Origin of the sequence: Paraburkholderia sp. GAS333, assembly GCF_050435665.1 — a bacterium.
GTDB lineage: Bacteria > Pseudomonadota > Gammaproteobacteria > Burkholderiales > Burkholderiaceae > Paraburkholderia > Paraburkholderia fungorum_A.
Window position 1 is genome coordinate 356833 of record NZ_JBNDKS010000004.1, and the last position, 15708, is coordinate 372540.

Annotated in this window: 12 protein-coding genes and 1 pseudogene; 7 read left to right on the top strand and 6 right to left on the bottom strand. The window is 62.2% G+C overall.

The features are described 5' to 3' along the window. Window positions 1-89 precede the first annotated feature (89 nt). Both ABH945_RS23595 and ABH945_RS23600 read right to left on the bottom strand, forming a co-directional pair. Window positions 90-491 (bottom strand): GFA family protein, encoded by a 402-nt coding sequence (locus ABH945_RS23595; protein ID WP_429252101.1) that lies wholly within the window; start codon window positions 489-491, stop codon window positions 90-92. A 172-nt stretch (window positions 492-663) separates the two neighbouring features. Further along, on the bottom strand, window positions 664-2979 hold the full coding sequence (locus ABH945_RS23600) for a PA14 domain-containing protein (RefSeq protein ID WP_429252102.1): 2316 nt from the start codon (window positions 2977-2979) through the stop codon (window positions 664-666). A 373-nt stretch (window positions 2980-3352) separates the two neighbouring features. On the opposite strand from ABH945_RS23600, the gene ABH945_RS23605 reads away from it, so the two are divergent. Both ABH945_RS23605 and ABH945_RS23610 read left to right on the top strand, forming a co-directional pair. Continuing rightward, window positions 3353-4252 (top strand): DMT family transporter, encoded by a 900-nt coding sequence (locus ABH945_RS23605; protein WP_429252103.1) that lies wholly within the window; start codon window positions 3353-3355, stop codon window positions 4250-4252. A 486-nt stretch (window positions 4253-4738) separates the two neighbouring features. Beyond that, window positions 4739-5593, top strand: a complete 855-nt coding sequence (locus ABH945_RS23610) for a hypothetical protein (protein ID WP_429252104.1) — start codon at window positions 4739-4741, stop codon at window positions 5591-5593. A 64-nt stretch (window positions 5594-5657) separates the two neighbouring features. Here the strand turns inward: ABH945_RS23610 and surE are convergent, their stop codons facing one another. Next, the gene (gene surE / locus ABH945_RS23615; protein ID WP_429252105.1) at window positions 5658-6437 is read right to left on the bottom strand and encodes a 5'/3'-nucleotidase SurE; all 780 of its coding nucleotides are present in this window, start codon (window positions 6435-6437) and stop codon (window positions 5658-5660) included. A 310-nt stretch (window positions 6438-6747) separates the two neighbouring features. On the opposite strand from surE, the gene ABH945_RS23620 reads away from it, so the two are divergent. Beyond that, entirely contained in the window at window positions 6748-7911 is a 1164-nt protein-coding gene (locus ABH945_RS23620; RefSeq protein ID WP_429252106.1) for an epoxide hydrolase family protein, read from the top strand. Between the two features lie 85 nt (window positions 7912-7996). Here ABH945_RS23620 and ABH945_RS23625 read toward each other — a convergent pair whose 3' ends face one another. Next, the gene (locus tag ABH945_RS23625) at window positions 7997-9442 is read right to left on the bottom strand and encodes a purine-cytosine permease family protein (protein WP_429252107.1); all 1446 of its coding nucleotides are present in this window, start codon (window positions 9440-9442) and stop codon (window positions 7997-7999) included. Between the two features lie 651 nt (window positions 9443-10093). Here ABH945_RS23625 and ABH945_RS23630 point away from each other — a divergent pair. After that, window positions 10094-11068: a hypothetical protein gene (locus tag ABH945_RS23630; RefSeq protein WP_074771111.1), complete on the top strand. Its 975-nt coding sequence runs from the start codon at window positions 10094-10096 to the stop codon at window positions 11066-11068. Window positions 11069-11103: 35 nt separating this feature from the next. Here ABH945_RS23630 and ABH945_RS23635 read toward each other — a convergent pair whose 3' ends face one another. Further along, window positions 11104-12192 carry a TIGR03118 family protein gene (locus tag ABH945_RS23635; RefSeq protein ID WP_429252108.1) on the bottom strand — a complete coding sequence of 363 codons (1089 nt, stop codon included), beginning with the start codon at window positions 12190-12192 and terminating at the stop codon, window positions 11104-11106. A 176-nt stretch (window positions 12193-12368) separates the two neighbouring features. Between ABH945_RS23635 and ABH945_RS23640 the strand changes: the two genes are divergently transcribed. The 3 genes from ABH945_RS23640 (at window position 12369) to ABH945_RS23650 (ending at window position 15220) form a co-directional block, all read left to right on the top strand. Next, complete coding sequence (locus ABH945_RS23640; RefSeq protein ID WP_429252109.1) at window positions 12369-12983, top strand: HAD-IA family hydrolase; 615 nt, start codon at window positions 12369-12371, stop codon at window positions 12981-12983. Between the two features lie 202 nt (window positions 12984-13185). Next, a complete protein-coding gene (locus ABH945_RS23645) occupies window positions 13186-13824 on the top strand; it encodes a glutathione S-transferase family protein (protein WP_429252110.1) in 639 nt (212 codons plus the stop codon). Between the two features lie 367 nt (window positions 13825-14191). Next, window positions 14192-15220: an aldo/keto reductase gene (locus ABH945_RS23650; protein WP_429252111.1), complete on the top strand. Its 1029-nt coding sequence runs from the start codon at window positions 14192-14194 to the stop codon at window positions 15218-15220. A 100-nt stretch (window positions 15221-15320) separates the two neighbouring features. On the opposite strand, the pseudogene ABH945_RS23655 reads toward ABH945_RS23650, so the two are convergent. Next, a pseudogene (locus ABH945_RS23655) lies at window positions 15321-15599 on the bottom strand (SDR family NAD(P)-dependent oxidoreductase); the annotation flags it as partial. Window positions 15600-15708: the final 109 nt, after the last annotated feature.

The window sequence follows — 15708 nt, forward strand, 5'->3', positions numbered from 1 at the left end:
GTTGCGCGCCCGACAAGACCACGAAAGCAGGGCGGCTGCGTCCGCTCATTATACTGTTTTTTTATACAGTGTTTCGGGCTGCCCGGCGGTCAATCGAATTCGTCGAACTGCGGCAATGAGTCGTTTATCGAATACCAAGGCGCCTTCGAACCGGCAAAGATGTGCGCGGTGGGCTGAAGCGTGGGCGTGTCGTCGAGCGTGCCCAACGTGACGTGCACAAACTGCCCATCGCGAACTACTGAAAACAGCAGGCTGCCGCAAGTCTTGCAATGCACGTTATGCGACGCCTGTTCGCCGCCGAAAATCAGCAGATTGTCACCCCCGTGCGTCACGCGCAGCTTGTCGCGCTCAATGCCCGCGAACGGCTTGAACGCCGAGCCGGTCGCACGCCGGCATCTCGAACAATGGCAGTTCTTTGCATAGACGAATTCGTCTTTCACGGCGTAGTGCACCGCGCCGCAAAGGCATCTGCCGGCAAGCTCGGGTTTCATGGCTGAGTCGTAAGAAGAGGGCGCGTTCGCGCATTGTCGGGGCAATAGCAGATCTAATTATCGACGAACGCGGCAACCCGGGCATCGATCGCAAAAGCCGGCCGGCAGTCCCTGAGGAGCACCGGTCGGCTCATTTCGCCAGATAGCTACTTCGTCGCGTCGATCAGTTCGATCAGTCCGACGCCACCAGCGAATCCGACGGCACGATCTTCAGCACGCCCGGATTATCCGCAGCCGGGTTCGACCACAGCAGATGCATGCTCGCCGCGCCGGTTCCGTGCACGTACTCGACCTTGATCGACGCGCGCTGCTTCGCCGCCAGCCACGTTTTGCCGCTCACCGTGCCTTGCGACCCGCTCTTCTTGTCGATGACCTTCACGCCATTGATCCACAGACGCGCAACGTTGTCGCTGTTGATCGTGAACGTGTACGTGCCGTCCTGCGTCGCCTTGATCGCGCCGGTCCAGCGCACGCCGTAGTTGGACGCGTTGACGCCCGCAGACGCATCAGGCGAATCGGTGCCGCGCTCGGTGTTCAGATCGAAGTCGATCATCGGCGTAATCGACGTCTTGACGGGCGCGCTGTTGAAGGTCGGATCGTTGTAGTAGCCGACTTGCAGCACCGGCAGTTTCACACTGAAGCCGCCCGTGAGCGCCTGAGTTTCCGAGGTCTGCCACGGATGGCCGTCCGGGTAGATGGTGCCCTGGAACGGAACCGCCGGCTCCACCGTCGCGGGCGCGCTCGGCACCTGGCCCCAGTGGAAGCGCGTATTGGTGCGCCCGATCATCAGCTCCCACACGATAAAGCCCGTCGATCCGCCGTAGTTCGCGACGATCCCAGGCATGGTCTGCCCGGCCGTGCCGGTAAAGCCGCGTTGCAGCGTTTCGGAGTTCAGCGCGCTGACACTGTTGCCGTTCACCGGTCCCGTGTACGGATTGCCGTACGGATGGAACGCGTAGAAGTCGGAGAAGTACGTGCCTTCGTCTTCCTGCACTTGCGGCGCGTTGATCGGCTGGGTTGCACCCGCATTCTGGATCGCGATACGCGCGTCGTTCATCAGCACGGCGCGGGTTTCCTGCAGCGCGCCGTTGCCGCTGCAACCCGGCTCGTTCATCGTCTCCCAGAAAATGATGCGCGGATCGTTGCGATGCGGCGCGACGAAATCGGTGATGTAGCTGGCGAGACTCTGCTTGTACGTCACCGCGGAATTCGACGCGCTCGGCTGGAAATAAGCCTGTTCGACCGGCGTGCCCGGCGACTGCACCCACTGGCTGTTATGCACGCCCCAGACCGGCGCCGGTTGCGGGCCATACTGCGGCGTCGGGTTCCAGCAGTCGTCGTAGAAGATCGGCGAGACCTTGATGCCGTGACGCGCGGCGATCTTCAGCAGGTTCTCGAACTTGCTCAGGAATGCCACGCGATCGTTGGCCCACACGAGGTAATGCAGATACACGGCGATCGTATTCATGCCGTACGTCTGCGCGTAAGACAGCTCGCGATTGACGATCTCGGGGTCGTAGTTTTCCCAGAAATCGATTGCGTTGACCGCATTCGACGGCGTATAGACCGCGCCGACCACCTTCGAGAAATCGAAGCTCGGCGAAGTCACGGTCGGGTAGGTCTGGATCTTGATGTTGCTGAAGGTCGCGCCGACCCCGAAGCGCCGCAGCCCGAAGCTGCCCGACTGGAACACGGCGGGCAGCGCGTTGGTCGCATCGTTCACGCTGATCACGCGCTGCTGGTCGACGTCGACGGTAATCGCATTGCCGCTCGTCGTGACTTTCAGATGGTGCGTGCTGCCGCCCACCACCGTGCTCAGCGGATACGCGATGAAATTCGTCCAGTTGTTGTTCTCACGGCCCACGACGACCGAATGCGTGCCGGTATCGAAGCCGATGTAGTAGCCGGTCAGGCTGTCGGGACCGCCCGCCGTCGGGTTGGTCGTGCGGACGAGAAAGCCCGCGTTCGCCGCGCCCGTGCCGACCGGCGCGCTGACCGTCACGTCCGCTTCATACGATGCGGTGGCGTAGGTGCTGGCAAGCGCCACGGTTTTGTCGCCCGCGCCGGTGCCGTTGGTCGGCGGCGCGGGAATCGTGATGCTGGCGTTGCTGGTGCCTGGCCCCCAGCCTTGGGTCGAACCGGGGGCGAGGAAGTTGGTGAAGTCGCCGAAGGAGAGGGTGGTCGACGATACCGGCGTGGGCGGTGCGGGCGGCGTGTAAGCCGCGAGGTTCAACGTGGGATCGGCGATCACGAGCGGCGGGGTCGTGGTTTTCATGCCCAGCGGGACCGTTTTCGCGGCCTTGAATTCGCTCTGGACGTTGGCCGCGTCCGCCGCCGAAGCCGCAGCGGCTGCCGACGCGGTGGACGCCGCCGACGCGTCGGCCGCGTTGACCTGCTTGTCCGCAGACGCGGACGGATTGGACGAACCGTCATTGCCGCCACATGCATTGAGCATGGCGAGCGTGGCCAGCACAAAGTAATTGCGCACCTTCATCTCCTGATGTACCCGCTTATGATGGTCATAATTATTATTAGATTCACATACAGCTAGAAGACATACGCCTCTAACGTATGGATGCGGAAATCGATATGAATAATATTATTAGTTCAGCGGACCTGTATCGGGACATACCCGCAATTGCGGGAAGGGCGGCGACGCGTTACGCGCGAGAGGTTGCGGGCGCAGTCGGGATGCGCGATGGATAGATTGCCGGAGCACAAGCGAATCTTCAGACGATGGCGGGCATAATCCGCTTTCCGACTGTCGATCGTGCCTCCCCTGCCTGGTGAGCTTCACGCGAAGCCACGCGACATTTACGCACCCGGGCAAGGCGCCGCTTTGCGCGCTTCCAGGAAAGCTCATGCCGCCCATTACCGCCGTCCGTCACAACGCCGTGCCGCTGCGCAGCATCGCGCTGATCCTTCTGTCGATGTTCTGCTTCGCGCTGGTCGACGCGCTCGCCAAATCCGTCGCGCTCGCTTATCCCGCCAACGAAGTGACGTTCTTCCGCATGCTGTTCGGCCTGATCCCCGCCGTCGCGATATGCCTGCGCGGCAAACCGCTCGCCACACGTTTCAGACAGATGGACGTGCGCGGGCAGACCCTGCGCGCGCTGACGCTGCTCGGCGCGTCCGGTCTGTTCTTCGCCGGATTGCCGTATATGCCGCTCAGCGAAGCCGTGGCGATCGTCTATTCGGAGACGCTGCTCGTGATCGTGCTGGCGCCGCTGCTGCTGAAGGAAACGCTCAAGCCGCGCGAAGCGCTCGCGGCTGCGATCGGGTTCATCGGCGTGCTTTTCGTGGTGCGCCCGGACGGCTCGCATTCGAGCTGGCTCGGCCCGGTTCTGCTGATATCGAGCGCGTTCTTCGGCGCGCTGTCGATCATCCAGATCAAGCGGATTCGCGCCACCGACGATTCCGGCACCACGGTGCTGTATTTCACCGTGGTCGGCACGCTCGTGATGGGCGTGTCGCTGCTTTTTGCGTGGCGCACGCCGTCGTTCAACGCGCTGGCGATCATGGCGCTGCTCGGCGCATTCGCCACCGCCGGCCAGCTACTGATGACGATGGCATTCCGCCAGGCCGACGCGGGCGCGCTCGCGCCGTACAACTACACGAGCATCGTATGGGCCGCGCTATTCGGCTACGTCGTGTGGGGCGAGACGATCGGGGCGATGTCGCTGCTGGGTGTCGCGCTGATCGTCGGCAGTTCGATTGCCGTCGCGGTGCGCCGCAAGCAGGAGGAAGGGCCGCTGGTATAGGCACAGGCTTTGCGGTTTCAACAGGACGGGCCGACGCGCGTGAACGTACGACGATTGATTGGCAGTTCCAATCATCCATTCGTACGAACGTAGCTGGCGGATTCGGACAAGCGGTCTGCGTAATCCGACGTTTCACAGCCTCACGCCGCGCAATCCGGAGTCGGACGCATCCAGGTCGCTCACACTTTCGTACGTGAGTTACCGGCCTGTTGGCGCGGCCGTGCAGAGGCATCAACCGATCCCTGCTAACCCTCTGATGAAATCGGAGCGCGTTTGCGTCGTGTCAGACGTGCACGTCAACTACTGGAAGGGGGACACGTTTTGTATAGCGAACCCAGAAAGATAGTCTTCACAGGTCTTGTCGTCGGTGCTGTAGCCATTGGAGTCGGAGCTTACGTCTCGCATTCCGACGAAGAATGGCTGCCCTCGGACGATCTCGGTGTCACGCATGGCGGAGGCACGCGGGCGTCAGGGCAGGGCAATACGATGAGCGGCACGGTCAGGGCTGCGCCGGTCGACGGTCGCAGCGATTCGCCTGCGGCGCGGGCAAACAGCCTGAAGGCGGCGCGCAATAGTCTGCTACGCGACGACGTGGCGGCGGCGCGGGCGCAGTTGAACGCAATCAGCGCCGCGCACCGGGACGATCAGCAGGTTGTCGAGTTGCAGAAAGAAATTCAGGAGCGCGCGGATCAGGAGCAGCGCGCGGTTGCTCCGGCGCAGGTGGACAAGCCACCCGCTGAGTCGACGCAAAAGCCGGTGCTGAACTCGTCGTCTTCGGCAACGGACGGCAAACATTCGCGCGCCCCGCAAGTAGCGTCTCGCGAGTATTCGAATCGCGCTGCGGGTTATGCCAGGAGTCGGCGTAATGCGGGGGCTGTGGTGGCGAAGTCGGGCGGTGTCAGTGCGGGTGCTGCGGGCGTTGCGGACGTTGCGGGTGAGGTGCCCGTGGCGAGTGAATCCGCGTATGCGTCGCCTGGCATGAGGGTGGTGCATGGGCCCGGCGCGCCTGCTGCGGTCAATTCATTGCCGCTGTTGCAGCAGTCCGCGTCCAGTTCCGAACCGCAGTCCATGCCGCCGTCGACGCAAACGGCGGCGGCGTCCGTTCAATCGGTGCCATCGACACCCCAGCCAGAGATGACCGCGCAAGCTGTATTACCGCCGGTCGTTCAAACCACTGTGCCGAGCGCCCCATTACTGAAGACGGATGGTCCGAAGACCCGTGCGCAGGTTCGCGAGGAGATTGCTCGCGCGCGTGAGAACGGTAGCCTCCCAGCGTTCGGAAATCCGGACCCTGCGGGACCGGGCGGTGCGCCTAGCCTGACGATCGCACCGCGCCCCTGACGCAACGACAACGGCGAGCGACTCTACGTTTAACTGACCGTTGCATCACGGAGGCCGTGCCCCGTTATCGCAACGACGCCGCGAGCCGCGCGAAGGTCGGTTCGTCCGTGCGATCGAACGCGAGCGGCGTCACCGACACGCAGCCCGACGCCACCACAGCCGTTTCACTATCGGGATCGTTCGCGCGCTGGCCGCGCTGAAAACGCAGCCAGTGATACGCGATGCCGCGCGGGTCTACCTGCGGCAGCACGTCGATATCTTCGACCAGACCGACGCCTTGCCGGGTCGGCGTGAGCGGACCGGCAGCCGCTGCATCGACATCGGGGAAATTGATGTTCAGGCAGGTGGGCACCGCGTGTTCGACCGCCAGCAACTGACGGATCACGCCCGGCGCGAGCGCGCGTGCGGTGTCCCAGCGCACGTTGTCGCGGTCGCTGAACGTCTGACTCAACGCGAACGACGGCAGGCCGAGCAGCAAACCGGTCATCGCCGCGCCGACAGTGCCCGAAAACATCGTCTCGACGCCGAGATTGCCGCCGCGGTTGATGCCGGAAAGGATCAGCGTGGGCGGCGTGTCGCGCATCAGATGACGCACGCCCATTACGACACAATCGCCGGGCGTGCCGGCCACGCCGAAGCGGCGTTCGCCCTGGCGGCTGACGCGCAACGGCGAATGCAGGCTGATGGAATGCGACGTGCCGCTCTGATCGTGTTCGGGCGCGACGACCCAGACTTCGTCGGCGATTTCGGCGGCGACGGCTTCGAGCACGGCGAGGCCGGGGGCGTCGATACCGTCGTCGTTCGTCAACAGCACGCGCGGCACTCTGGATTCATAGGCGGACATCGCAGCAATCTCCTCTCGGTGGGTAACGGAATGGAACGGGCATTATCCGGCGAATGGCGAGATTGTGACGGCAGGCGGACATGCGGCGCGGCGGGTGCAGAAGGCACGAGCCACCCATACAGCAGAAAAGCCCGCAAATTGCGGGCTTTTCTGTTTGGTCCGCAAGCGCGCCACGCAGAGTGCGTGCGACGCGCGTACCATGCGGTTTTCCGCGTGTGTTGGCCTTGGGCCGGATGCCGTCGTGATCCGCTGCCGCAAGCGCCGCAAGCGCCGCACGCGTCACCCGTCACCGCGATCCGGATCCACCGTCATGCAGATCGAACCGTTTGAGATTGCCATTCCCGATCAGGATATCGACGACCTGCGTCAGCGGATTCGCGCGACGCGCTGGGCGCCGGCCACGCCGTCTCCCGCGTGGCAGCAGGGCACGGACTCCGTGTGGCTGCGCGAACTCGCTGACTACTGGGCGACTCGTTTCGACTGGCGCGCGGCTGAACGCAAGCTGAACCAGCAAGCCCAGTTCATCGCCGATGTGAACGGGCAACGCGTGCACTTCGTGCATCGGCGCGGCGTGGGGATGGCGCCTTATCCGCTCGTCGTCACGCATGGCTGGCCTGGCTCGTTCTTCGAATTTCACGCGCTGCTCGACCAGCTTTGCGACCCGGGTTCGTTCGGCGCCGATCCCGCCGACGCATTCGACGTCGTCGTGCCGTCGCTACCCGGCTTCGCGTTTTCGGCGGCTCCCGCGCAGGGCGGCACGTCCGCGTTTCAGGTGGCGGATCTGTGGGTATCGCTGATGCGCGGTCTCGGCTACGAGCGTTTCGGCGCGCAGGGCGGCGATATCGGCGCGGGGGTGTCGGTCGCGCTGGCGGCGCGGCATCCGCAGGTTGTCGACGGCATTCATCTGAACTTCCTGCCCAGTTCGTACGAACCGGCGATCGGCGCGGAGCAGCAACCGCTTACCGCGGCGGAAGAAAATTTTCTGCGCGAGAAGCTCGAGTGGGCCGCGCTCGAAGGCGGCTATGCGCACATGCATACCACCAAGCCGCAAACGGCGGCCGCGTCGCTGAATGATTCGCCGGTCGGGCTCGCCGCGTGGATCGGCGAAAAGTTTCGGGCGTGGAGCGATTGCAACGGCGACATCGAAAGCGTGTTTTCCAAAGACGATTTGCTGACCAATATCTCGCTCTACTGGCACACACAAAGCATCGGCACGTCCATGCAGATGTACTGGGAAAACCGCTTGCAGCCGATGCGTTTCACCGGCGCGCCGCGCGTCGTGCCGCCGCTCGGCTTCGCGCATTTCCCGAAGGAACTGAGTCATCCGCCGCGTAGCTGGGTCGAAAGAACTTTCGATGTCGTTCAATGGACCGACATGCCGAGCGGTGGCCACTTCGCGGCGATGGAAAAACCCGGCTTGCTCGCGACTGAGATCCGGCGGTTTTTCAGGCCGCTGCGTGGGTTGAAAGGGTAGCGGGGAAGTTGAAGGGGGAGCGCGATGCCGATTTAAGCACGTGTTGACGGCGGCGCGATCCCGTCGCGCCGCGCAGGATGAACCGTTACTTCGAAACGAATTCGGCAACCCGTGCTGCCTCGGCAGGCAGAATCAGATGCGCTGGCGCTTCGTGGCTCCTGCGGCGAGCCGCGACGTAATACAGCACAGCGGGCACGATCAGGCCGACGATCCACGAAATGTCGGTGCCGTCGAGCACGTCGACGAGCGGACCCGTATAGAACGCGCTGGAAATGAACGGCAACTGCACCAGCACGCCGATCACGTACACGACGATGCCGGTCATGTTCCAGCGTCCGTAGCGGCCGTCCGGATCGTACAGCGCGGGCACGTCGTAGCGGTCGCGGGTGATGAAGTAGTAATCGACCAGATTGATCGCGCTCCACGGCGTAAAAAACGCCAGCAGGAACAGGATGAACGACGAGAATTCCTTCAGGAACGCGTGACGTCCCGCGAGCGCGAGCCACATCGCGATACCGACCATGCCGAGGATGTACGCAAGACGGCTGCGCGCGGACAGTTTCTGGTCGCCGCTAAAGCCGCTGACCACGGTCGCGATCGACATCACGCTGCCATACGCGTTGAGCGTCGTGATGGTGATCTTGCCGAACGCAATCGCGAAGTAGAGCAGCGCGGCGATCGTGCCGGTCGCGCCGAGGCCGACCACGAACGACACCTCGTGCCCGGAGAACTGCTTGCCCGCGAGCGCGGCGGCGAATACGCCGAACACCATCGACACCTGCGCGCCGATGATCGCCCCGGCCGCGATCGCCCAGAACGTTTTACGCGGAGACGTGCTGCGCGGCAGATAACGCGAATAGTCGGCTACGTATGGGCCGAATGCGATTTGCCACGACGCGGAAAGCGACATCGCGAGCAGGAAGCTGCTCACGGTGAAATGGCGGTTCGCGAGCAGCGCCGAAATGTCATGACCGATCAGCAACTGCGCAAACATGTAGACGAACGCAATCACGCCGACCACGCTCGCAACACGCCCTACCAGATGAATCACGCGATAGCCGATCACCGTGAACACCACGATTACCGCGGTGAACGCGACGATGCCGAGCGCGTCGTTCACGTGCAGCAACTGGGCGACGGCCTGTCCCGCCAGCACTGAGCCGCTTGCCGAGAAGCCGACGTACATCAGACAGACGAGCACGATCGGAATGACCGCGCCGTAGACGCCGAACTGCACGCGGCTGGAGATCATCTGCGGGAGGCCGAGTTGCGGGCCTTGTGCGCCGTGCAGCGCCATCACGCCGCCGCCGATCAGTTGCCCGATCAGCAAGCCGACCAGCGACCAGAACACATCGCCGCCGAGCACCACGGCAAGCGCGCCGGTCACGATCGCCGTGATCTGCAAATTCGCCGCGAGCCACAGCGTGAACTGGCTGAAGACGCTGCCGTGACGTTCGGCGTCGGGAATGTAGTCGATGGTGCGGCGCTCGGCGATGCCGCGCTCGCGCGTTCCGCCCTGGGATACAGACATGAAAATCCTCTTGGCCCGGCGCAGGTGGTTCACGCGCGCCGTCAGATTCAGACAATCGACCGGCTGACTTCGCGGGTCTCCCGAGACCGGAGCCGCGGGGCAGAGGCTCACGATCAGATAGGACTTTAAGGCAGTCAAAATGTCTATACAAGTCGACTTTTTTAGTCGTTTACCCGAGCATGGCTATACGGTCTGGGTTATCAAAGTTTGCTTGCAAAGCTTACATGCGATGGGAATTTTCAGGTTTCATGGCAGACGGCAGAAGAGGTTAGTCGGCGACACCGAACTAAAATTGTCTAGACAAGCTAGCGATGACTTGCTACTCATCACTCGATGAACACACCCCATCCCCACTACTAACCCGCTCCCGCTCAACAATGCCGCAGCAATAATTGCGAGAAGCATCATCTCGCGATGCCGGTCAAAAGGGCCACGTTATGACTCGCTGAGTTTTGGCGGAAACGCAATATAAGGACGTGAAACGATTGTCCATACCTGATGCTGCGCGCCCGGATCATCCGACTCCATCGCCGCGCATCAGCGCATTGCGCGGACGTCTGCTCGCCGCGCGAAGGACCACTCGATCAACTGATTGACCGTCACGGCAGCGCTGGAAAAGCGAACCGTCGCTCACGCGTGGTGAGGAGCAACGTGAATCTTTTTCCTTGCACTCTCGTTTATGTCGACGTCGACGTGAAGCCGGGTCCCAACTCGACCAATCGCGACCCGTTGTCGTACGTGAGTCAGGCAATCTGCCTGAATAACAGCTTGCGGCAGGTGGGCATGCCGACGTTGACGATCATGACCAACGCACCGGCGCTCGTCGCGCAACGGCTCGAAACGATGCGGCCGGAGAACCGGCCGGCCGTCGCGACGCTCACCGCGACGATCGAGTTGCCGAAGAACACCCCGTTTTACGCCGCGCATTTCAAACTCGATCTGATGGACCAGGTGGCCGAAAGCCTGCCGGCCGACACCATGCTGCTTTTACTCGATGCCGACATGGTCGCGCTGTTGCCGCTCGACGGCGAACTGATCGAGCGATGTGCCGAAGCGGGCCTCGGCGTATTCGATATTTCGGATCAGGTGTTTCCCGCGTACGGCAGCGAACGCGTGGTCGCCGATCTGGAGATCGTCGCGGACCGGCGGCTCAGAAATCCACGCTGGTACGGTGGCGAGTTTCTGCTCGCCACGGCCGCTTCATTGCGCCGCCTGGTGCCGCGCGCGCGCGCCAGTTACGCGCGCTACCTCAGCGAGAGCGACCAGCTCAAGCATCACGGCGACGAAGCCTTTATTTCCGCCGCGCTCAATTCGCTCGCCGACGAAGGGCAGGTGCTGATCGAAGTCGGCGCGTACCAGGCAGTGGGGCGTCATTGGGCGGGCAACAATTATCGCGATTTGCGGTGGTTCCGCTGCTGCTCGTTTGTCCATTTGCCGGGCAGCAAAGCCTTGCTGGAAAAAGAAGCGCGCTTCGTCGAATTCGTGCCCGACCGTTTCTGGCGCCATATGCGCGTCGCGCATCTGCGCGGGCGCATGCGTCACGCAGCGAAACGGATCGTCAGGATGTTGAGCGGCGCGCGCGTTGCGATGCTTTCCGCCTACGCGTTGCGCGGAGCAAAAAGCTAGACGGGTTGGCTATTTAAGCGCCGCGCTTCACATCCTCACATCTTCACGTCGATGCGGCCATAAAGTCCGCTGGCTTCGTGGTTCGGCCCCGCAGCAAAAAACAGCGTATTCACCGGCTGATTGCTGAGCCCATTACCGAAGGCCAGCCCCCACAATCCCGCTTGAACAAAGTCGCTGCCGTTGGACAGATTGACCGCGCCGAGCAACTGCCCGCTGGCTGGATCGAACGCATTGATTTTGCCGTCGCCGAAGTTGCCGATCAGCACATCGCCGCTGAAGCGCCCGAAATTTGCCGGTGCCTGCGCGATGCCCCACGGCGCATTCAGCGGACCCGCGCTGGCGAAGCGCATCAGCAGATTGCCGGTGGTGTCGAACATATCGACGAAACCGAGGCCTGCGCCGTCGACATTGTCATGCGCGGCGGCATCCTGTTTTGCGTAAGTGACGAACAGTTTTGCGCCGATTGCCTGAATGCCGAATGGCGCGAAGCCTGCTGGTATCGACGGGTCCTGAAACTTGCCGGGCAGAGAAATCTTCGTGAAGCTCTTGTCGAATACGTCGATCTTGTTGTTATGAAAATCGGTTGCGTACAGGAAGTTGGCGCCGCCGTTGCTGGCCAGCGCGAGTCCTTTGTAGACGGCTCCGCCGCTGCCGTCGTCGTACATGACGATTGCTGTCGTGGGGAGAACGGCCGGTGCCCACGCGGTGATCGTGCCGCCTTCGCCCGCAAGGATGAAGGCGCCCACGCCGGTTTTACCGCCTTGCGTCACGCTGAAATCCGTCGTGCCGTTGAACACGATGCCGGTGGGATTCGCCGCGCCATTCGTTCCATTCGGGATACTGACTACCAGCGATTGCGGCACACCATTGCCGTCATACAGTGTGGCGAGCGAGGTGCCGTTGTCGGCGACCCAGACGAAACCTTTTGGATTGAACGCGACACCCCACGCGTTTTTCAGATTGGCGTCGGTGTGCGCGGCAGCGACCGATCCATCGGAGACCAGCATCGTCGATGTAAAAGATTGCTGCATGCTGATCGATCCCGAACTGCCGCCGCACGCGACAAGACCCATCAGCGCCGCGCCGCTCGCGATGGCGCCGAATACCGTAAGCAGAGACTTCATGGCCGCACCTCCCTGATGACCGATGGTCGTTGCGGTTATTGAACGCACGGCGTCGTGGCTTTATTCCGTGACATCGAAAAATCGTTGAGGCCAGCGAGCCATTTTTTGCCCGATGGCAGCAGAGATATGTCGATGCACAATAGGAGCGGCAAAACGTTCGTCACGAGGCCGACAGCATGAGTACATCCATCACGCTGGTTCTGTTCGATATGGAAGGCGTTCTCTCGCACTACGACCGCGCTGCGCGGGTGGATCATCTGGCGACGTCTACCGGGCGGAGCGCGGAGACAGTCCGTTACGCGATCTGGGGTTCGGGCCTCGAAGCACGGGCCGACGCAGGTGAAATCAGCGACGACGAATATCTGCTCGAACTGGCCGCGCTGCTGAACTATCCGATCACTCGCGCGGAATGGCTGGCCGCGCGCCACGCGTCGATTACGCCGAACGAGCCAGTGCTCGCGCTGGCCGCCAAAGTCGCTGCGACGCAGCGGATTGCTGTGCTCACCAACAATTGCCGCCTGTTCACCGATCACGTCGACTATCTGAATCCGCCCGTCGCGCGGCTGTTCGGCTCGCACGTTTATTCGTCGGCGTCCTTCGGCGCGGCGAAACCGGCGGCGCAAACTTATCTCGGCTGTCTCGACCAACTCGGGGCGAGCGCCGCCGAAACACTTTTTATCGACGATACCCAAGCCAATGTAACCGGCGCGATCGACGCGGGCCTGCAGGGATACCGGTTTATCGACGCCGCAGGTCTGTCGGAAGAATTGATTCGCTACGGATTGCTGTAGTCAAAAAAAGCTTGACCTCGTTCGTTCAACGACTATAGTTCACCACATGGTGAAGTCTTGATTAAGGCGCTATGAGCGCTTCTGGTCCGCGAGTCCCGACCGGCTTGCTGATCCTGTCGGAATGGAAAGGGAGTGAGGCAAGACTAATTCAGCCTGTTTCAGTGCTTATTCGCTACACACCACCACGAACCGAGGTCGAAAGATGAAGCTCTACTACGCCGAAACTTTGTCGCCCCGCAAGGCTTGCGCGCTTGCCGGATACCTGGGATTACCAATCGAATACGTATTCGTCGATCTAGGCAAAGGCGAGCAGACCCGCCCGGATTATCTGGCAATCAATCCGAATGGCAAGGTGCCATGTCTTGTCGACGGTGAACGAAGTCTCTGGGAGGCCGATGCGATTCTCTGCCATCTGGCACAGCGGGCCGAGTCGGGCCTCTGGCCGCGCAACGCTCACCAGCAGATCGACGTAGTGCGCTGGATGAGCTGGAACAGTCAGCATCTTTTGCGGCATGGGGGCTCGCTTTACTTCGAGTACATCATCAAGCCGTGGGCCGGAATGGGCGCGCCCGACGAAGCCAAAGTGGCCGAGGCGCAAGGGTTTTATCGCAAGCACGCAGCGGTGCTCGATCAGCATCTCAAGGGACGCAAGTGGTTGCTGGGCGATGAGATGTCGGTCGCGGATTTCTCCGTGGGCATCACGTTGCCCTACGCGAAAGATGCGGCGATGCCGGTCGGCGAATTTGCCGAGGTACAGCGCTGGCACGATCAGCTGAATTCACTCGACGCATGGCGCAATCCGTTTCCCGCACGACCCACGCATACCACGATGAATAAATGAGAGGCCGCTCATGTGCTGCGCAATCGTTGCACTGACGATGACCCTTCTCGCGAGTTGGCGTAGCGTGTCGAACACCGCTGGCGGTCGGGTGAATTGATGGCGGCGTATGGCGATTGCGGTCATCGCGATTGCGGCGGCGGCCGGCTCTGCAATGGCCGCCGACCGGTTCGCGCTGGATGCGCGCATCGGATCGGCTGCGGTTTTCACGCAAGCCGGCAGTCTGCCGTTCTGTGGGCATGTCTTCAAATAGAGGCTGGATTTCTTCGAGTGCTTTTCGAATCGCATCGCCGATGTTCTCTCCGGCGCATCGCGCCGAATTGCCGTATCGTGCAGACTCACTATACCGCTTGCGAATCGAGGGCACGTTATGGCATTTTCGTTGAAGGACGACGCGCCGAGCCTTGCCAGAAGGCGTTTTCTGCGCGCGGCAAGGAGGGCGGCGATCGGCTTGCCGGCTTCGCTTGCTTTACCGGCGTGGGTATCGGCACAGGCGCAAGCTCCGGCTTCGTCGCAACCGCAATCGCAACCACAATCACAACTGCAATCACAAGCAGCCAGCCCGGCGTTGCCTCGCATCGGGCAACGAGTGATCCCATCCACCGGCGAGCGATTGCCCATGGTCGGCTGCGGGACCTGGCGCACCTTCGATGTCGGCAACGACCCTGCCGCGCGTGCACAACTCGCCGACGTCCTGCGGATTCTCTTCGAAGCGGGCGGCTCGGTGATCGATTCATCGCCGATGTACGGCTCGTCGGAAGCGGTCGCCGGCGCATTGCTCACGCAACTCGACGCCCATAGTAAAGCCTTCATTGCCACGAAGGTCTGGACCACAGGACGCGATGCGGGCATCGCGCAAATGGAAGAATCGCTACGTCTCTTCCAGCAACCGCGTGTCGATCTGATGCAGGTTCACAATCTGCTCGACTGGCGCACGCAACTCGCCACATTGCGCGAATGGAAAGCGCAAGGGCGGATTCGCTATATCGGCATTACGCATTACACGTCGAGTGCATTCGATGAGGTCGCGGCCGTCATGCGCAGTGAAAAGCCCGACTTCGTCCAGATCAACTACGCGGCGGACGACCGCGCGGCCGAGCAGCGCATCTTGCCGCTCGCCGCCGAACTCGGCATTGCGGTGGTGATCAATCAGCCTTTTGGCGGCGGCGGTTTGCTCGCGCGAGTCGGCAAAACGCCGCTGCCTGCGTGGGCGGCGGAAATCGGCTGCACGAGTTGGGCGCAGATACTGCTGAAGTTCGTGCTCGCGCAACCTGCGGTGACGGTAGTGATTCCCGGCACCGGGCGTCCGCAATATATGGCTGACAATGCTCGCGCGGGTTCGGGCGCGTTGCCTGATCCGGCAATGCGTGCACGGATCGTTGCGGCGGTTAGTGGATAGCGAACCGGCGATTCGACGGATAGCGAACCGCCTATGACGATAGACGGTTCGCGCACAGACAACCCATCGATGCATCGCTACGACGAACGCCGTTTGCTGATCAACCCGCAGTCTTGCCGCCATCGACGGAAACGATCTGCCCCGTCACAAACGACGCCGCGTCCGATGCCAGAAACAGAACCGCGCGGGCCACTTCGTCGGGCTTGCCGATACGCCCAAGCGGTACCGTCGCGGCGAGCGCAGCCTTGTTTTCCGGCGTAGCGGTGAAGCGGTCGAGCATGCCGGTGTCGGTCGGTCCTGGCGCGACGGCATTGACCCGCACGCCAAGCGGCGCGACTTCCAGCGCCGCCGATTTCGTCATCCCCTCGACCGCATGTTTGCAAGCTGTATTTCTATGTAAGTCCTTGAGATCAATAGTGAAAACGCCCACAAAGCCTCCGCCGGTCGGCGCTACAGGTGTCTTGGCGCGATACGGTCGGGTGACCCGT